This window comes from Lunatibacter salilacus (genome assembly GCF_009797935.1).
GTDB classification, from domain to species: Bacteria; Bacteroidota; Bacteroidia; order Cytophagales; family Cyclobacteriaceae; genus Lunatibacter; species Lunatibacter salilacus.
This window is the reverse complement of sequence record NZ_VOLC01000023.1, coordinates 40399-60272: the sequence shown is the minus strand read 5'-3', so window position 1 is coordinate 60272 and position 19874 is coordinate 40399. Positions and strand designations below refer to the sequence as shown.

17 protein-coding genes are annotated in these 19874 nt (G+C 37.6%); 13 read left to right on the top strand and 4 right to left on the bottom strand.

All coding sequences use genetic code 11. The annotated features are described in order from the left end of the window. The first annotated feature begins 188 nt into the window (after positions 1-188). The 7 genes from FQ608_RS23695 (at position 189) to FQ608_RS23665 (ending at position 6771) form a co-directional block, all read left to right on the top strand. Complete coding sequence (locus FQ608_RS23695; RefSeq protein WP_158860978.1) at positions 189-1094, top strand: hypothetical protein; 906 nt, start codon at positions 189-191, stop codon at positions 1092-1094. Between the two features lie 2 nt (positions 1095-1096). Continuing rightward, positions 1097-1267, top strand: coding sequence for a hypothetical protein (locus FQ608_RS23690; protein WP_158860977.1), 171 nt, complete (start codon positions 1097-1099; stop codon positions 1265-1267). After that, the gene (locus tag FQ608_RS23685; protein ID WP_158860976.1) at positions 1254-1985 is read left to right on the top strand and encodes a hypothetical protein; all 732 of its coding nucleotides are present in this window, start codon (positions 1254-1256) and stop codon (positions 1983-1985) included. The genes FQ608_RS23690 and FQ608_RS23685 overlap by 14 nt, the downstream gene beginning before the upstream one ends. Further along, positions 1982-2689, top strand: coding sequence for a CBS domain-containing protein (locus FQ608_RS23680; RefSeq protein WP_158860975.1), 708 nt, complete (start codon positions 1982-1984; stop codon positions 2687-2689). Before FQ608_RS23685 ends, FQ608_RS23680 begins: the two co-directional genes overlap by 4 nt. Before the next feature lie 208 nt (positions 2690-2897). Further along, entirely contained in the window at positions 2898-4790 is a 1893-nt protein-coding gene (locus FQ608_RS23675) for an AAA family ATPase (RefSeq protein WP_158860974.1), read from the top strand. Between the two features lie 59 nt (positions 4791-4849). Then, positions 4850-6112 (top strand): 5-methylcytosine restriction system specificity protein McrC, encoded by a 1263-nt coding sequence (locus tag FQ608_RS23670; RefSeq protein ID WP_158860973.1) that lies wholly within the window; start codon positions 4850-4852, stop codon positions 6110-6112. 23 nt (positions 6113-6135) lie between these two features. Further along, positions 6136-6771, top strand: coding sequence for a DNA-3-methyladenine glycosylase (locus tag FQ608_RS23665; RefSeq protein ID WP_158860972.1), 636 nt, complete (start codon positions 6136-6138; stop codon positions 6769-6771). Between the two features lie 165 nt (positions 6772-6936). Here the strand turns inward: FQ608_RS23665 and FQ608_RS23660 are convergent, their stop codons facing one another. Continuing rightward, positions 6937-7428, bottom strand: coding sequence for a hypothetical protein (locus FQ608_RS23660; RefSeq protein ID WP_158860971.1), 492 nt, complete (start codon positions 7426-7428; stop codon positions 6937-6939). A 918-nt stretch (positions 7429-8346) separates the two neighbouring features. Here FQ608_RS23660 and FQ608_RS23655 point away from each other — a divergent pair. Next, positions 8347-9402, top strand: a complete 1056-nt coding sequence (locus FQ608_RS23655) for a helix-turn-helix domain-containing protein (protein ID WP_158860970.1) — start codon at positions 8347-8349, stop codon at positions 9400-9402. A 40-nt stretch (positions 9403-9442) separates the two neighbouring features. Here FQ608_RS23655 and FQ608_RS23650 read toward each other — a convergent pair whose 3' ends face one another. The 3 genes from FQ608_RS23650 to FQ608_RS23640 form a co-directional block, all read right to left on the bottom strand. Further along, positions 9443-10030: a DUF4411 family protein gene (locus FQ608_RS23650; RefSeq protein WP_158860969.1), complete on the bottom strand. Its 588-nt coding sequence runs from the start codon at positions 10028-10030 to the stop codon at positions 9443-9445. Next, positions 10027-11187: an ImmA/IrrE family metallo-endopeptidase gene (locus FQ608_RS23645; protein ID WP_158860968.1), complete on the bottom strand. Its 1161-nt coding sequence runs from the start codon at positions 11185-11187 to the stop codon at positions 10027-10029. Before FQ608_RS23645 ends, FQ608_RS23650 begins: the two co-directional genes overlap by 4 nt. 439 nt (positions 11188-11626) lie before the next feature. Then, positions 11627-12058, bottom strand: coding sequence for a DUF3859 domain-containing protein (locus FQ608_RS23640; protein ID WP_158860967.1), 432 nt, complete (start codon positions 12056-12058; stop codon positions 11627-11629). Positions 12059-12288: 230 nt separating this feature from the next. On the opposite strand from FQ608_RS23640, the gene FQ608_RS23635 reads away from it, so the two are divergent. The 5 genes from FQ608_RS23635 to FQ608_RS23615 all read left to right on the top strand — a co-directional run bounded on the left by FQ608_RS23635 (position 12289) and on the right by FQ608_RS23615 (position 19376). Next, positions 12289-12963, top strand: coding sequence for an SOS response-associated peptidase (locus FQ608_RS23635; protein ID WP_158860966.1), 675 nt, complete (start codon positions 12289-12291; stop codon positions 12961-12963). A gap of 661 nt (positions 12964-13624) precedes the next feature. Further along, positions 13625-14368 (top strand): hypothetical protein, encoded by a 744-nt coding sequence (locus tag FQ608_RS23630; RefSeq protein WP_158860965.1) that lies wholly within the window; start codon positions 13625-13627, stop codon positions 14366-14368. Between the two features lie 546 nt (positions 14369-14914). Next, the gene (locus FQ608_RS23625) at positions 14915-15172 is read left to right on the top strand and encodes a hypothetical protein (protein WP_158860964.1); all 258 of its coding nucleotides are present in this window, start codon (positions 14915-14917) and stop codon (positions 15170-15172) included. Positions 15173-15789: 617 nt separating this feature from the next. Then, a complete protein-coding gene (locus FQ608_RS23620; protein WP_158860963.1) occupies positions 15790-18606 on the top strand; it encodes an outer membrane beta-barrel family protein in 2817 nt (938 codons plus the stop codon). A gap of 26 nt (positions 18607-18632) precedes the next feature. Beyond that, complete coding sequence (locus tag FQ608_RS23615) at positions 18633-19376, top strand: GLPGLI family protein (RefSeq protein ID WP_158860962.1); 744 nt, start codon at positions 18633-18635, stop codon at positions 19374-19376. Positions 19377-19874 lie beyond the last annotated feature (498 nt).

The following is a 19874-nucleotide window of genomic DNA, read 5'->3' as shown; positions in this document are numbered from 1 at the left end:
TTCAAGTATTGGTAGTCATTGCTTTTTCTCGACCACCCGCTATAAAGAAGGGGATCAATGAAATGTAATGTGTTCAGCTATTGTAAATTAAGAAATTAATTGGTTTCTTGTAAATTGATAAATATACTATGGGAAATTCAATTTTTTAAGCGCAATGGTGCCCGTTAACTGGTTTAAAGCCTCCTGATTTGAAAGTTGTTGACCAAGGGGTGGACTACGATTTTGGGACTGATGGGTATCAATGGTTTTATCCTTACAAGGATAACTTCCTAATAATTGTAAATGACGATCTTTATACAAAACAGACTTTTTGGGATAATAACCGTACAGCCATCTTTTATTTAATCGAAAATGATATCTGGCCCAACGGTAAATTGGTGGATAAACCTCTTTTGGAAGTATTAATTTCTTCTTCTGGTATTCCTGTTTCACCAATAGAAAAAGTTGATGAAATACTTTATTACCTAAAAAAGAGTTCAGATTTTTTGGGTCACTTTATTTCCATAAGGGAGGATTGGGACTATAATCGTGGATTTTTGAGACGCATCGGATTGAAATATGATGATGAATTAATTAGCCTAATTAATGAATCTAAAGTCAAAGGTTGGATTAATGAGAAAGAAACCCAGCCAGCATATATTGCTATTTCCCTAACTTTAGATGGTTGGGAAAGGGCATCAAAAATTTCGAAGAGCTCAGATTCGAAAATAGCATTTGTAGCAATGTCATTTGATCCTGAAATGGTTCAGATTTATAGCGAATGGATTGAACCAGCGATTTCAGAATCAGGATTCAAACCTCATATCGTACTTGATCAGCATCCAGCTAGTGATGTCACCATCAATGATGCCATTATTTCTGGAATAAAAAAGGCAAATTTTACAATAGCAGATTTCACCCACCATAAAGCAGGTGTATATTTCGAAGCAGGATATGCACTAGGCAAAGGTCAAAAGGTGATTTACACCTGTAGGGAGGATCAAATTGGAACGGCCCACTTTGATACTCGGAATTATCAGCATTTGGTATGGAAGGATGGGGAAGATCTGAAAAAGAAGTTGGTGGATAAGATTGAGGTTTTTATAAAATCGTAGTTATGGGAGATCAATACTTAATAAAATTCGGACAGCATGATATTTTGATTCATGACATTAATAACACCGAATTATTGGACGAATTATTTAAAAAAGAAATAATCGGACAAAGTGGTGTTTCTCGCCTCACAGATTTGGTAAAGGAATTGGAATTGAACAATGATGAGAGATAAAAAAACATGTATAAGGCAAATTATTTTTGGTTTGGCTATATTGACAGTTATAGTTCCGGTTTCTTTTTACTTAGTAAGGTTCGGTAGTGTATCTCTTTCGCCTGAATTTCAGGATTGGGTTGATTTCTCTGTTTTTCTGTCCCCTTTCATGACCGCATCTTTGACAATAATACTTGCCTATATCTCTTGGCAGAGCTTGGAAATAATGAAAGTCAAGGAAAAGCCTATTATAGTCGTTGAAAAGAGACCTAAGAAGGAGGGAGGGGAGGAATTCCTTACAATTAGAAATATTGGAAGTGGTCCTGCACTTGACGTTAAGTTATTTATAAAAGTTATCCATAATGAACAAATCCATTTTAATAGCTTTTTGATTGACCATGGCATCACCTCTGATCTGGGGACAATAGAAGAACGGTGTGATTATCATTATATGGTTTCAACTTTCAGTCTGGCACAGTCCGAAAGAATATTTATAGATTGGCAAAATGGTATAGATAAGATTGGTATGGTTTACACGGATACCTACGGTAGGAATAAATCAATGATTTGGAATGAAGCCGTTACTCTAAATTCTGATAGGGATGAATTTGGCGTTGATTCAAATGGATTTAAAGGAAAAGAAATGATTTACAAAAGGGATAAATCTGTAGCTCGAACTTATGACCAGGTTTTTTCCCTCGCTGAAGTTGGAAAGAAAGATCCGTGGGTTCTAACATGACCAACGCCCAAAAATTTCTAGACTGTTATAACGAACTAGACAAGGCCTTTGCCAAGACTTTGGGCCAATCTGAGTATGCTTCTTTCTCGCAAAGAATAAAAGAGCTTATAGGAAAGAATTCAGTTGTCAGAAGATATAAGGACGACCTATATCAGTTGGGTAATCTAAGAAATGCCATAGCCCATCAGTCAAAAGGAGGAATTCCTATTGCAGAGCCATATCAGGAAACCGTCGAATTGATTGAATCAATATTAAAGGAGTTTAAGAATCCTAAGCGAGTCATTCCTGATTTTCAGTTTGATGTGTTTTGTGTTAATTCTGATACACCTTTAATAAACCTCCTCCAAGAAATGAACGCAAAGGATTTTTCTCAGGCTCCAATCTTAGATGCTGGTGGAAAAGTTATTGAAGTGATTTCAACAAATACTATTTCCCGTTGGCTTTTTTCTGAATACAAGAATCAGCTGATCGACCTGACTGCTGCGAAGGTTTCGGACTTGATGCCGCATATTGAGAACACCGGAAACTATACATTAATCCCCCGAAATACCACCGTTTATGAAGCCGCCGAGATCTATTTAAAGAAATCCAAGGAGAAAAAAAGCCAGCTGGATTGCATGATAATTACCCAGAATGGAAAACCCTCAGAGAAATTGATGGGAATTGTAAGTATTGAGGATATAGCAGAGTATTTAATGGAATGATATGGTACATAAAGCGAGAAGTTCGATTGTTGAGAAGCTTTATCAGCTTTTGTTCAGGAAGGATTCGATTTGAGAATGACCCTGCCTAGAGGTTTGGTGGGAATGGCATTGAACCTTTTATTGAACTTTTTGATAAAGTTTTGGCGACTTTAAAGGTAAAGGTAGAAATTAAAAACTGGGAGGGATTTAAATCTAAAAAATAGTCGATATGAATATTTATGCAGTTGGATCATCTTTTGGAGGGACAAAAGATGTTTCTAAAGAATTTTTTGAGGAAGGAATATGGTATGATGGGCATGCCGAAAGAGGTGATATGAAATATATTAATGTCCTTAAAGTTATTAATGTTGGGGATTTACTTGTAATGAAATCAAGTGCCACCAAGGGTAAAAATCATAAAATCTCTTTTACTAAAGTAAAAGCTATTGGTCAAATAAAATCAAAGATAGACACGCATAAATTTAGTATAAACTGGTGGAATTTAGAGGGTCTACCCATTGAATTTGATGGTATTTGGTATAGCCAGACCGTTGAAAAGGTAAGAGATGATGACCTTAGAAAATTCGTACTTAAACAAGTTGAAAAAATGAAAGTCCACGAAGTAATTTCACTTTTGAAGTTTAAATCACAGATCATCCTTCAAGGTCCTCCGGGAACTGGAAAGACATGGCTTGCAAAAAAACTCGCTAACAGTTTATGCCAATCTCAGGAATTAACTGCGGACTACATCAAAAATATTTTTCAACCAGGAATGAAGATAGAGAGTTCTTCAAGTAAGAAAGAGTACATTATAGTTGCTGTTAAAGAAAATGCAATCAACCTTAAATTAGAAACCGGGACAAATTACGATATCCCTTACCATGGAATTATCCAAGCTTTCGAAAGTATGCTATGGAAGGGTGGATTAAAAAATAATCAAGATTCCTATAGAGCTGCTTTGGCGAAATATATTTTTGAGCATATGGAGTCCGGAGAGTACAAATTACTACAATTTCACCCAGCGTATTCGTATGATGATTTCGTTCGGGGAATAATGGCAGACACCTCTAACGGAATACTTAACTACAAATCAATAGATAAGGTATTTGCTGAATTTGCCCATAAAGCATGGGAAAATTATCACGATTCCAGAAAATCACCGGAGCAAATTTCTAGGGAGCAGGAGGTTGAAAAGTATCTCGAATTGTTTCGTGATTATTTGGAAGACGAAATAGAAAGTAAAAATGGGAAACTAGTTTTGGAAGGAACTATAATCTATCTATTTCAAGTAGAAGAAGATGCGGTAAGATATACAGGAGATAATTGGAAATTGGTCTCTGGACAAAGGTTGTTATTTTCAGATATAAAAACTTTATTTCTTGAAGAAGCTACCTCCAGACAGGACATCAAAGCCAACTCTAATGTATCAGGACTTGCAAAACAGCATGCCAGCTATTTTCTAAGGGTTTTGAATCTTTTCAAGGATTTTGTAAAAAAGAAGGAAATTTCATTTATAGGTACCAAACCTGTCACGGAAAAAAACTATGTTTTGATTATAGATGAAATTAACCGTGCCAATTTACCTTCAGTTTTGGGAGAATTGATTTACGGTTTGGAATACCGCGGTGAACCGGTGGAATCGATGTATGCTGCAGATGGATCTAGGTCAATAGTCGTTCCACCAAACCTATTCGTAATAGGAACCATGAACACGGCAGACCGAAGCGTTGGTCATATAGATTATGCCATTCGCAGAAGGTTTGCTTTTGTGGAAGTACTTCCGTCCGTCGAACCGATTAAGAATGAAGAGGCTAAAGTATATTTCGAGAAAGTTTCGAAATTATTCGTTTCCAATTATTACGAAGTAATTTTATCGAATGCTGCCCCGAAGAATGCTGAATGTCTAATGTCGGATTTTAAACCAGAGGAAGTTTGGATAGGACATAGTTATTTCCTTACCGAGAATGAGGGAGAGATTGGTGATTTGGAAATTAGAACTAAAATGAAATTTGAAGTACTTCCCCTTCTTAAGGAGTATGTAAAGGATGGAATTCTGAAAACCCAGGAGGAGAGAGCAGATGATCCGGTTCAACTAGTTATCAACGAATTGAGTGGTTTGTGATGCCGTTTTTGATAAGAGAAAGTCATTCTGAAATTTTTTCTTTTAGTGAAACGCCATTTATGGTGGATATAAGGTTTAAGAAAGGGCGGGGGGATGGATTCTGCGCTATTTTCAAATCCGATGAAGAAAAGCTATCAATAAGTAGTACCTATTACATTGGAGCAGATTGGATTCCTGGATTTGAGGGGAACCACTGGGTATATGTAGAATCAAAGCTAAATACGAAGTATGTTGATAATACCGGCGAGGAAGCCTCAACTGACCCAAAAGACTTGGTTCAGATTAATGTACTTTCCATGCTTTTTCAAGCTCTGAAGGAACCTGAGGTAAGGGACCATACCCAGGAACTTTTTGAGATCAAGTTTGCCAGCCCTTGGATTCCCTTGGAAAAATCCAAGGATTTGATTTCTCCTTTAATTATGATTCAGTTCCTCAATTTGGTAAAAAGAATCGTTCGAAAAGGACTTAAAAAAAGTTACTACAAGGTTCAAGAAAACATGTACTCCAGAGTCAAGGGAAAAGTACTCGTCAGTCAGACAATCAAGCAGAATCTGGATAAAAACAAGAACCTGCATACCGTCTGTCAGTTTGAGATGTTTGGTGTGGATGGCATAGAAAACCGGATTTTAAAAAAAACATTGGTCTTTATAAAGCGGTACATGGCTACATATAAAGGACTGGGTACAGATTCTTTTTTCCAAGAAACCTTCAATTACATTCAGCCTGCATTTCAAGAAGTTTCCGAAGAAGTCAATTTGAATGATATCAAGCATATCAAATTCAATTCTTTTTACAAGGATTACGAAAAGGCCCTAGAGTTAGCCAAAATGATCCTCCAAAGGTATGGCTACAACCTCAACAACGTACAAAACCAAGATACGATTCTCACACCTCCTTTTTGGATTGATATGAGTAAGTTGTTTGAGCTATTTGTGCTAGGCAAACTAAAGGAGGAATATGGAAACAAAATAGCATACCATGAGCGGACATATGGAAACGAAGTGGATTTTTTGTATGTGGATAGTACTGATGTCAAAATCATAGATGCCAAATATAAACCTCAGTATATAGGCAAAACACACACTGGTTTGCATAATGATATTAGGCAAGTGAGTGGATATGCAAGAAGTAAGTCTATTCGGAAAAAGGCAGGTGTAACAGATTCCGCTAGATTACTAGATTGCGTGATCGTTTTTCCTGACCTGAATTCAGAAAACAAGGATGTAAAAAACCTTAGTCAATTGGAAGTGGAGCAGTATGAGAAAGTATGGAAAGTTGGGATTTGTTTGCCTCAAATAGATCAAAATAGTAATAGCGTGTAACATCAATTTAAACAGAAAACTAATTGAACTCAATCAATCTCTCTATTGACCCTAAAAGCCTTGAATCATCCTTTCGCAGGATAGCTGATGAATTATTAAATAAGTCTGTGTTAGTTAGTGGATTTAAGATTTTCAGAATCTGTGAAATCGAGTTTTATTATAAGGACACACTTCATAATGACAGCTATACACATGGCCATAAGCAACAAAAAACTTCCGGCCTTTGGTATCAACATGGATCAGGATTGGACATTACTTGCGGAAATGAAAATGCGTTTGGAGGAATATTAATCAGAGCGATTCAAGAAATTGAAAACCAAGGTAAAGTTATTGATGATGCATATATTTATGGCCCATTAAACTGCCTTCAGGCTTTATTCTCTTCATTTAGTAATATAGAAAAACATCAGGTTACTTTTGGATTTGAAAAGGCAATCCCCAACATGCTGTCTCAGGAAGAGATTTTGAGCGTACCAAGGACTGGGCTGAATAAAAATCTTAATCTTGAAATGCATAGTAAAATGTACAGATTCTTTATTTTCCCAAAAAAGCAGCATGATCCCAAAGGCGAGATCATTGCCAGTCTTAGGGGAATCATCGATGACGAAAGATTGAAGGAAATGTTTGGATGGAAAACACTGCCAGAAAGTGGGAAGTAAATTCCCCTATTTATAGATCCTCTTTCAAAGGTTTGCAAAAAGTAAATTCTCTTTGGGATAAAGATAAAAGTTATAGAAATCTGATAGTCAAAATTCTAAAGATTTTAACAAAAACATTGAATACAAATCCGAAAATCAAATCCCAGAATATCGTCTTTTTTAATGTTATTCTCCAATAATTTCCTTAACCTTATTTAGCTTCTCTTTGTATGCTTTATCTTCATCTTCCCAATCTTTTATTTGCCTTACCAGCGCATCATACTTTAAAGACTTCAGCCAGTTTTCAACCATGTCATTTTCCAAAAAATCTCTTTTTCCTGATGCTATAGTTAAATTACGAATTTTTTTACCATCTGACTCCAGTCTATCAAGGTTAACTTCGTCCCAAGTTTGGCCGTTTCTAAGATAAGTAGTATCTGTTAATCCTTCAATAAAATATTTTGATATCTTTTCATTTGTAGAATTCAATCCCAAAATTTTTTCTATAAACCTAATATAAAGTTCTACATGAACTTTTGAATAATCTGAAGAAAAGTTATGCATATCTCTTGCTTTTTTTAGCTTAATAATTGCAAGAGCCAGTTTGTCATCACCACCACCCAATACCAAATTGAGTGCCTCCTCAATTAGTTCTTTACCGCTTCTATTTTCTGACATAAAAATTCAATCTAAATTTTAAATTTATCTTATTATCATATCCTTTCTTAAACCGAATCTCTTTATACATCACATTTTTTTGACTTCAGTGAGTTTTCTTAATAAATGGAACTTGTTATCTATAAATTTTTGAAATATGTTTAGCCGACCTTTATTGAATTTATTTATAAGATGACCCTCAGTATTTTTTTTAAATAGCTTATCAATCTCTCATTCACCTAGATATCCTTCTGCAGTTTTTCGAACTTTACCTTTTCTTCACCTTTCAAACTAAATCAAAGGCATCATTTAAAACATTAATGTTTTGGCAAACCAGCTGAGTTCAACGATATCAGGATTGGCTACCAATGCCGTTGAGTTAAAAAAAAAACAGCTCTTCTGTTTTAAATAAGCCTGTTTTCCATATAAAACAAGCTTACTTTAAGCTTTTAAAACATATAACTATAAAGGTACAAAATACCACCCAAAACACAACAAATATATCTTGCGAATGTCCGGAAGAAAATCATTATCAAAATACGATCGATTATAATGTAGTTCGTTTTTTGTTAGGACACTTGCGATTTTCCAGAACCTCTCCTCGTCAAAAGGCCAGATTTTGGTTTTTAAACTAATAATCAGTTCTTTACCTTGACCCTTCTTAATTATGCGCTAGTTGGTTGTATTATTTCCTTCTTTACCAATCCAGTTTCATTTAACAAATATCAAATAAATTTTCAGCTTGTCAATTTAAATTCAATTTCTAGAAATTTCTCTTAATTTATTGAAAATGAGTTATAATAGTTGTATTCTAGTTTCTAAATGTCTATTATTTTTTACCATAAAAGGTTGACATTTATATAATTAATTTATATAAATGTCAACTAATAGCGTACATTTGAGTTAAATCTATCACATGAACTTAACATTTCAAGCACGATGAAATACATAGCCGAACGTCTCAAATCTGCCCGTTTGATGAATGGCTTATCCTTACAAGGTTTGGCAGACCGCATTAATAATTTTGTTACCAAACAGGCTTTAAGCAAATATGAGCAGGGACAAGTAGTGCCGGATGCTGAAATGATTGGCATATTGGCAGATGCCCTGCATGTCAGGCCGGATTATTTCCATACCGATACTGTGATTGAGTTTGGTGAAATAGAATTTAGAAAATTGGATTCATACCCTGCCAAAGAGAAAAATAGGATTGTAGAAATAGCTAAAAATAAATTAAGCCGCTATATCGAGTTGGAGGAAATATTGGGGATAGAAACCAAATTGCATAATCCGCTTGACGGCATGGCAATAAATTCTTTAAGGGATATTGAAAAAGCTGCCGAAGCATTAAGAGAGGCATGGGGACTGGGCAGCGATGCCGTTTCCAATGTAATCGAACTTTTGGAAGATCACCATGTAAAGGTGATTGAGATTGATTCGGAGGAGTCTTTTGATGGTTTTGCTACCTGGGTGAATGGGAAAGACATTCCTTTAATTGTACTTAACAAAGCCATATTTGAGCACAAGATTGATCGAAAGCGATTCACTGCTTTACATGAATTAGGGCACCTTCTCCTTGATGTCAATGGATATGAAGACAAGCAAAAGGAAAAATTCTGCCATGCTTTTGCATCTGCTATTTTAATCCCCGAGAAAACTTTAAGAAAAGAATTAGGCGGTAAAAGAAACAAACTGTCGATGAATGAATTAGGTGCCATCAAACAACAGTATGGTATTTCCATGCAAGCCTTGGTGTATCGGGCCAAAAATCTGGGGTTGATTTCCGAAAATTACCTCAAACAATTTTATATTGTTTTCAATCAATTGGGATTCCGGGTCAATGAGCCTGTAGCTTATGAAGGCGTTGAGCACTCGAATCGGTTTTCCCAACTCTTATTTAGGGCACTGGCAGAAGAATTTATTAGTATCAGCAAAGCAGCAGCGTTGAAGAATCAGAAGTTAGCAGAGTTTAGGAAGGAAAACCTGGTTATTTAAGGAAGATAACCTTCTAGTACAAGCATGTATAAACTACGAATTAATTTTTGCTGTTAAATCCCAAATCAACCTCTGGATATTTTTCCAGAAGATTTGGAAGAGTAATCACCGGAATCCCGAGGATATCACATATGGCAGGGATCTTTTTAAAGAGTTTTAAATCATTGGCCGCAGTCGTCTCTTCTGTAACCAAGTAAATTTCTTCTTCTACATTGTGGCCCATTAAGTGTTGACAGTACATAATCAGCTTTGCGTCGGCAGATTCCATAAAGCGGTTTTTCTGAACTTCAAATTCCGCTTCACTTAATTTCCGAAACTGTGATGGAACAGCAACGAATTGGTTTTTGACCATATTTAAAAATTTCACCGGAGAAACAGGGATCAATTCGTCTGTCTTTACAATGACCTTATATTCTTTCAAGAATTCTTTGTCAAATAAAAAGTGTAGATGTTTTGAGATGATTTTCTGAGAAACGAATTTACTTTCCTCATAAACTGCATCTATAATAATAAGGTCTCTATGCTGAATTTTTCGTTTGATCACTTCAAGTAGAATACCCTTCTTATCAAACGGCAGATAGTACCGTACCAAACTCAATAAAGAACTGGTATCGATTACTGCTTTCATCTCAGGTATTTTTCGAGTTGTTCAGGCTTTAGATGAAGCGCTTTGCAGAGTTCATATTCATTGATAACACCATCATAAAAAGCAGTTTGGATAGCTGACACGAATAATGGGGATTGAATCGGTTTGGCTTGGACTCCCATCGTTTTTTTACCCATTTCCTTTTCCAATTCTCTTTTTTTCCTTTCCAGATCTTTCTTTGCCTGAATGCTTTCTTCCTGCTCCTTTCTCATGAATCCATAAACCGCTCCAGTCATCTTTTTCGTTTTCACCATGTACGTAAGAATAGCCGTAAAACTTAGATGAGTTCTGTCTGATATAGATTTTATCTCCTCAAAGGAATAATCAGTTGAGGTGCTGATCTCCGGAAAATTGTCAAGATCATTCATTAGATCACCTGCCAAAAAAGCAAAAGCGAACTTATTGCACCAAGACTCTATTTTAGTGCTTGTACCAGTCGCAAGTTTGTCGTAATCCATGGATTCCACTTCCTCCTTATTGAGCAGGAAATGCCCCAGTTCATGGGCCAGTGTAAAGATTTCCCTTTTGAAGTAATCTTGGTTTCTTCTTAAGACAATTACATTCGGCTGGAGGAAGAATCCATCGATATTACTTTTTTCCTTTAAAGAAGGGTGTTCTACAAATTCAAATACCAGAATATTCGAGTCTGCCAACTTACCGATCAATGCTTCTAAAAATTTCTTGGGATCTTTTCTAAAGGTTGGATAAAGCATTCCACGAACTTCCTTGGCGATTGCATTTGCGTCCTGACTGACCAAGTAAATAGGCAATGCCCTTTCCATTTTAACGTCAGAAAGTTTGGCCAAACCTGATAGGGAAAGTTTCAATTCTTCAAATTGACTGACTATTTTTTTGGAGGCAAGGTTGAGATCTGTCCCAAACTTTTCTTTCCTATAAAAAATGCTTGATTCTTTCGACTGAATAGGTGGATTTGGATCCAGGTAATAAGAAAGACCTTTGCTAAAAATTCTATCGATCCGCTTCAAATGACTGAGTTGGATTTCCTCTTTAAAGACATCCTCCCAAGTAAGCTTGTTTTTTAACCCCTCACTCATTAAATCCAAAAACTCCTCCTTATCCAATCGAAACTGACGGATAAGTTGTTCTATTCGGGCCTTATTGTATGGAGTAGTGTTCAATGCTTGAAAGTAAATATACCGTGAAACGCAAAAATAGAAAAATAAATCCGTTTCGGGTTTATTTATTAAAAACCTATCTTGGGTGGATATTCCTGAAATTCTGACCACTGAAGAATAAAAAACATGGTTGGATCTCGATCAAAATCCCAAAGATCTGCTTAAATTGTTAAACGCATATCAGGCTGACGCATTGAAAGCATACGAAATCTCTACCGAGGTTAACAAACCCGCAAACAACTAGCCGGAAATCTTGGATCCGGTTTCGGGGTAGATTGTTTCGATTGCATAAATATTAAAGTTATGCTTGTTATTAAAAAGAACGAAATTGGGGCTTCCCCTGTGGGTCGGGCTACCACTTCGTTTCCATTCCAATCTTTTTCCTCCCGCTACCCTCCTGAAAAAAGGATTTACATTTCTATCCCTAAGCCAGTAATAGGACTTAAACGACCTCAAAAGATTTTTTAAACAATAGATTTGAGCCCTCCATAAGTTCAAAAACCCATTGTCCCTGAACGATTTCCCAGTCATACTCAAATGCGTAGTAATCGTTGCTGACTAGATTGGTATAATTGAGTTTGGTTTCTTCAATATGGCTCTGTTGTTTGTTCGTTTTGGGTTTCGTCATCGGAGGGTGCGTTATTTTGCAGGTAAATTCCACACTTTCTTCCTGATCACTTTTTCCTATGATAAAATACTCGATTCCAAACCTGACCCCTTTATTTCCAACAATTCTGTTTGTGGTTTCAAGAAAGTTGATTTTCCCCGGACGTAAAAAGTAACCAGTAGGACTGGCTGTTGATGATTCTTCTTCTTCATCGACGACCTTTAATAGACCAAAATTTCTCAGTTCAATAGATCGAATTTTTCCCATGGCTAAATATATGTAATATTTGAAATTGATTTTTATCTAATTAATGGCATAATAACCCTGTAGTATTTAAATATTCTCCATCGATTTTTTCTAGCACAATTCTGACATGCTTGTATTCGTACCTAATTATCTTATCAATTAAAGGAATTAGCTGATTTAAATGGAGGTGATCCGGGAAAAAACCAAGGCCCATTTAAAGAATTCTAACCTGTACCAAAACTAGAGAAACCATGTGCGGCAGATATTCCCAAAAACTGGATCTCAAGAAAGTTGAAGACCAACTGAAGTTGACATTGTCAGACCGAGCTATAAATTGGAAGCCATCCTTTAATATTGCTCCTTCCCAATTGGCTCCTGTTGTTACCTCGGATAAGCCCGATCTGATAGATGTCTTTCATTTTGGTTTGGTGCCACATTGGGCAAAAGATAAAAAAGTCGGGTACAAAATGATCAATGCACGTTCCGAGACCATAATCGAAAAACCCTCATTTAAACCTTTGTTGATAAACAACAAAAGATGCCTGGTACTTGCTGACAGTTTTTTTGAGTGGAAGAAGGATGGTAAGGAAAAGCAGCCGTTTAGGATTTACCTTCCTGAAAGGGAAGTCTTCTTTTTCGCTGGGCTTTGGTCAAGCTGGAAAGATCCCGAGGGAGAAATTTACAATTCCTTTGCCATTATCACTACCGCCCCAAATGCGCTTATGGAGAAAATCCATGATAGGATGCCGGTAATTCTGACCTCCGAAGAGGAAAAACTATGGTTAGATCCCGATCAAAATCCCAAAGATCTGCTTAAATTGTTAAACGCATATCCGGCTGATGCAATGAAAGCATACGAAATCTCTTCCGAGGTAAACAAGCCAGCAAACAACTACCCGGAAATCTTGGATCCGGTTGCGGAGTAGGTTGTTCCGGTTGCATAAATAATAAAACTAAGCTCGTTATAAAAAGAACCAAAGTGGGGCTTCCCCTATGGATCGGGCTACCACTTCGTTTCCATTCCAATCTTTTTCCTCCCGCTTCCTTCCCGAAAAAAGGATTTCCATTTCTATCCCTAAGCTCAAAAATAGAATATGGCTGATTCTATCCAATAGGGTCAGGAAGAATATTCCTCAGGAACAGGCTGCGTCGTTCCAATTGCACGATAATGAAGGGGTTGTGGCTGCCCCCAGCGCCAGTCATTAATCTCCATGTCTCCCCCCTATTTATGAAAGGGGGGAGAACAAAATTTACTTCCAATTGATAAGAGCCAGAATCATAGAATATTTACGTTAAAGCCGTCGTTTGGGAATCCCCCAATTATAAGAAATATAGAATAGGTGGCAACCAGATATCTAAATCGGCAACAGTTGCATACCAATAAATTTTACAAGATAAGTACATTCCTTTAGCAGAGAAACGGAGTACTAATAAGCCTATAAAATCATCTTTTGAATGCAGCAATAGGTTTGCTATTTTTAATTTGCTATCATTGTAAACAAAAAAATAGTTCAAGCTTTTTCCAATAAGGCATTTTAACGTTTAAAATAGAATAGATTTTTTTTCAATTTCTCATACCACTAAAATATGGAAAAATATTCCAAAGAATTCGAGGATCTTGTACAATTGGCGGCTGAAAAATCCGAGGAATTTTACAAATCCAACAGTAAAGAAACTTCGCCCAACCCTTACTACATTGGGAAGGGAAATCCCAATGCCAAAATTCTGGTGATCGGAAAGGAACTGGCCATAGATCCATTTGACACAGAAACAAAACACATATTTAAGCAGGAATCTGTAGAAAACCCATTACAGTGGAAAAATATTATTGAATCCGGGCAATTATTGGATTTTAATCCGCTTTTCCCCTATGATAACAAGTATAAAAAATCGGGTGGATCAACTTGGAATCAATACCAACGGCTCTGCAATTTAATTTCTGCAGAAATGCATGTTAATGAGAATAATCATTTTTTTCATAATTTCTTTATTACGGAACTAAATACTATTCCTTCCAAAAATTCTCCTGGCATAAGTAACATAGAAATTGGCCCTAGACTTGACTTCTTAAAAAACAATAAGTTTTATCAAAATTTTGATGTAATAATTGTTGCCGCCGGAGGATACCTACATGTTCATCAAATCGAGGATATTTTTGATGTTCAGGAGGTAGACAGAAGCCAATCTATGCGAGGCAATAAGTTTATCACTTTTAAAGGTTCAAATACAAATAAGTTGGTCATTAGTACAAGACAGTTGAGTACATCGGTATCTGCAGAATTGATGAATAAGATAGCCAATCAAATTAACTCATGGGTTCAACCTGAATAATGGCTATAAAAACTAGACATCAATCAAATAACATTTCCGAAAAATTGAAATTAGGGTAAAAACAGCTACTAAAATTAGGGAAAAAGTTGTAAAGGTGATGCTTTCACTTTTTCTCTTGGTTACGAGCTACCACAATTTCTTTCACCATAGTTTTTGCACACGCATGCGTTAGACTGGGCATAGGCTTCCATTTTTATCTTCACTCGTACTTCTGCCAAATCGGATTTACCACGGAGTCCGTTGGGTTACTTTCTCCTTTATGTCAATATGTTGGATACTTTCCGGTATTGTCAATCTAACCTAGTTCTTTTCCGATTCCAGCTTTCCAGTTTCATGGACTTATCCTATTCCCGGTTGTGAATTATGATACATGCAAAGATGGGGTCTTCGGTACACCCGCAAAGGGTAGGCTTCGCCCGTTCAAAAAAATTGGGCTTTCCAGAGGAAGCCTTCCGCAATTTTTTAGCCCGGCCCTTGGCTTGGGTGTCCCTGGCAGCCCCCTAATTCTTGGGCATAATCAAATTTAAAACCTTAAACAGTAAAGTCATGTCACAATTTGAAAAAACTTACATCGGCAAAGGAACCCAGGTTAAAGATCTCGATATCATCCGGGTGTCCATCTCCAAGGAAACACTGGAAGAAATCCTCAAAGACCATATGGTCGACTACGACGGCAACGAATACCTGGTATTTGAAGTCGCCTCGCTAAAAGAACCGGACCAATACGGCAAAACCCATACGGCGTATATCAGCAAAAAGGTCGACGCTCCGAAAGGTGGGAAGGCGAAGAAAGCCAAAGGTTAGGAAAGAGCCCTTAGGGGCTTTTTTATTTATGCTCTCTGGGTAATCACCGTATTTTTACCGAATGAAAATCCTTGAAACAAGAATAAGCGGTATTTCTTTTTTCCACTTGAATGAAATCAATCTTTAGAAAATTCACATATTAATAGGGGGTGTTTGTCACTTTTCAAATCGGAATATCCATAGCTCTTCACTCGTATAACATTATTTAACAATTTAGTATTATGCTTTTAGTTTAATTATTACTATACTTGTAATGGTATATAAGTCACTAAAATAATATTTCAGTATCTGCCGATTTTTTATTGAATGGCACTACTTGAAAGAAGGAATTTTTGATTTGTTTAAAAAGATAATTATACGAAGAAGAGACGTGAAGGGGCATATATTATTAGAATTTGAAGCTCAAGAGTAATATTTAAAAAAGTCGATTAAGAGTTGCAAAAAGTAAAATTCGCTCTACTTCAACTTTTTTAGCTGGATCAATAAACAGTGTATTCAATCCTGAGCAAGTATTCTGAAGCTACCAAATCAACTTGTAAAGGTGAACTGATAGTGATAAATGGAGTGATAGTTTTTAGTCAAAGCAATTATTGTTAATAACATAAAACTGAAAAAAAATGAAATTACTCATTTCATACCTTCTTCTGGCCTTCATCACTTTTGCCTCCCATGGCCAATCCCAACTTACTATTCGGGGAACGGTAAAAGACACCACGAATCTCCCGCTCAACTACACGTCTGTACTTCTTCTTAGTCCAAAAGACTCCGCTTTGGTGGCATACACCCTGACTAATAAAGAGGGAGAATACCAATTCAAAAATGTAGATAGACAACCGCTGCTCATCAAAGCCACTTACATGGGTTACCTTCCAATTCAAAAGGAATTGGAATTGCCTGAAACAGATGAATTGGAAGTGGAAGTGATTCGCTTAATGCCCATCATGCAGGAACTTTACGAGGTGGTGGTGAAAGCGGCCAAAGCACCTTTAATGATGCGCGGAGACACACTAGAGTATGATGCCAGCAAATTCAAAGTACCACCTGGAGCTACCTTGGAAGAGTTGCTTCGCAAGCTACCCGGGATACAGATCGACAAGGATGGAAATATTGTAGCCCAAGGGCAACAAGTTCAGAAAGTAACGGTGGATGGAAGGCGATTTTTTGGTGGGAATACAAAAATGGCTACCCAGAATCTGAATGCAGAGTCAGTAAGCAAGCTTCAGCTATTCGATGACAAATCAGAACAGTCCAAACTTACCGGAGTAGATGATGGAGTGAAGGAGAAGACCTTGAACGTGGAGCTGAAGGAAGAGGCCAAAAAAGGAGGTTTTGGAAAGATTTCTGCGGCGGGAGAAACAGACAGCAGATGGTCCTCTAATGCCTCTTACAATAAGTTTGACAAAGTAAACCAATTTTCAATCATCGGCTATGGCAATAATGTCAACCAAACCGGTTTGAGCTGGGATGACCTGCAGGAGTTTAGAGGGAGTGGTGCATTCCAATTTGGAGATACGGGAGATTTTGGCTTCAATGGCAGTGGAGGAGTAAATTACATTTCATTTTCAGGAGGGGACCGTGAAGAATCTTTCGAAATCCCTTTCAACAACCTCAGTTCAGGCTTCTCCAATAACGAAGCTATAGGAGTTAATTTTAATCACCTGAAGGACAAAAAGGATTTCAGCAGCAACTATTTCTACAGCCGCAGTGACCAAATCATAGAGAGCTTCAATAGCAGAACCAACTTCCTTCAGAACAATTCCTCCTTCACTTCCACCGACCAAAGTTTACAAAACAATGGGGCAGGTCACCATCGGGCTAATCTTCGTTTTCAAAACGAACTAGACAGCACTAACACCATCACTATCGAGGCAAAGGGAAGGCTCAGCACACTCAATACATCTTTGGGCAGCCTTCAGGAACTGATACGAAATAGCACGGAGCAAAGCCAAATGGAACGCGACAACCGATCGAATAAATGGTCTGGCGCCTTTCAGGGTACTGCAATCTATAGGCATAAATTCGAAAAAAGCGGAAGGATCTTTGCTGCTAGCATCAGTAATACTTATAGCAAGGCAGACCAAGATGGCATCCAAAAATCTGTCGTAGACCTCGTTAACTCCACAGACCCAAATACCTACTTTAGAAATTTGGACCAAGTAAACGAGGCATTGAATAGTAATAACACAATCAAGTCGAGCTTGCTTTATGTCGAGCCTATCAAAAAAATCTTTTTTTGGGAAACGTTCTACAATTTCAGCCAATCCAAGAGCGAGACAGACCGAAAAGTATTCGATATGGAGGCAAGCGATACCCCCGAGCTGAATCCTGATCTAAGTCGTTTTTTTGACAATACCATTACCTACAACAGGGTGGGTTCCAGTATCCGATATGCCAACAAAGGCTCAAACATAAGTGTAGGTTTAGCAGCTTCCAACTACCGTTTGAACGGACAGTTTTCAGTGGAAAAGGCGAGTGAGATTCTCGGAAGAGTGGATAAAAACTACCTCAATCTCACCCCTAATTTGTCCTATTGGAAAACAATGAAGGGCAACAAGCGTATCAACGCAGGGTATTCCATGGGCGTCACTCCACCGAATATTGCCGATCTGCAGCCATTCAAAGACATTTCCAATCCACTGTATATCCGGGAAGGAAATCCCGATCTACAGCCCGAAGTAACCCATTCTTTCAATACCGGATACAATATGTATGATCCTGCTACATTTATAAATTTCCAGTTTTCATTGAATTCCACATTCTATCAAAGCCAGGTGGTTCAAAACCAATCCATAGATCCTGAAACCTTTGTCACTACTTTTACGGCGGGAAATGTTTCCGGTGGACAGCGATATTTTTCATATATAGGTTTTGGGTTTCCCATCGTGAAAACCAAGTTTAATGCATACTTAACTGCAAATCCATCCTTTACTAAAAGCCTCGCCCTAATCAACTCCATCCAGACAGAAACAAATACCTTGAGCCATAACCTTGGGGTAAATTTAGACTTGACCCCTGTAGAATGGCTGAGTCTTTATGCCGGTACATCGTACCGTCTGAGCAAAACCACATACGAACAGAATCCCTCTCAAAACCAAGACATTATTAATTTGAGTGCTTACACGAATATGAATGTAAAACTTCCCAAAGATTTTTACTTTGACATGAAATTCAACTACAACAGATTTGAAAACGAAAGTTTTGGATTTAACCAGGAAGTGCCCATTCTAAATGCATTTATCTATAAACTTATCGGCGAGGCTAAAAAATGGGAAGTCAGGCTCTCTGCCTATGATGTCTTCAAGCAAAATCAAACCATCAGTCAGTTTGCGGGGCAAAACTTCGTTACCACTGGTCGAATTGAAACTTTGTCAAGATACTTCCTTCTCGGAGTGACCTATAATATGCGGGGAGTAGAAGTGAAAAATAGAAGATAGATTAAACCATTAGCCAATTAACAACCATGAAATTAAAATATCTAATAACCATTGCGATGATTCTGATTACCACAGGACTTAGAGCCCAAAATGTAGTGGGCGAGGTAGAATACAGATACCGAATTTTCTATGATAAAATCTATTCCAGCTTGCCCCACCTTACCCAACAGGAAAGGGACAGAATTCTACTCACTTGGAATAATCCTGAAGGCTATAGTACCCGGATGAAACTGCAGTTTTGGCCAGAAAAAAGTCTCTACACGTACGGTGAACCTTATGAAGTACGCAGCTACTCTTGGCAAGTAGAGGACTATTTCATTGAGAACAACCTAAAAGATCAGACCTACCTGAAGTACATGGATCAAATGGGAAAAACTTACATAGTCCGCGACAGCCTAAATGCTCCAAAATGGAGGGTAATGAATGAAATACGTGATATTCTCGGGCACATGTGTATGAAAGCCGTGAGTGAAGACAGCCTCAAAGGCCAAAAGATCACAGCGTGGTTCGCCTCAGACATTCCCGTTCCAATCGGCCCTGAGGAACAATTCGGACTCCCAGGCCTGATTTTAGCCTATGACATCAACGACGGCATGCTCATTGTGGAAGCTGAGAAAATCACTTTTGGGGAACCGGAAGAAATCATCACCCTGCCAAAAAAAATGAAAGGGAGAGAAGTATCGGGTACTAATTATCAGGACATAGTCCGAGAGTTTATCCAATCTTCCATCGAAAGCAGGCGAGCTTGGATGTGGGAAATAAGATATTGAGAAGGCTATTGAAAGTACAAAGGCGGAAAGTAAGAAGGTTTCTCCAACCTAGGACAGGATCAACAAGCTGAAAAATTCATTATTGGCAATGAAAAACAATTGACTTCGTTTAAGAACTTTCTTGAACGATGCAGACGACCCGTAGAACCCAGCGAGGAAATAAAAGAACGTTTAAAAAAAATTCAGTTACTTGCGACGAAAATAGGTTTAAAGTAATGGGATTAGGATCAGTACGAGGGATTGAATTTTAACCCCTTAAATCGTTCATTCAGATAATTTGACCATAAAATTTCTGTATCCAATTCCACCAGTCCTTCCAATCCCCTGATCGATGCTGTTCCCGGTTGTGAATTATGATAAATGCAAAGATGGGGTCTGCGGTACACCCGCAAAGGGTACGCTTCGCCCGTTCGGAAAAATTGGGTTTTCCAAAGGAAGCCTTCCGCAATTTTTTAGCCCGGCCCTTGGCTTGGGTGTCCCTGCCAGCCCCCTATATCT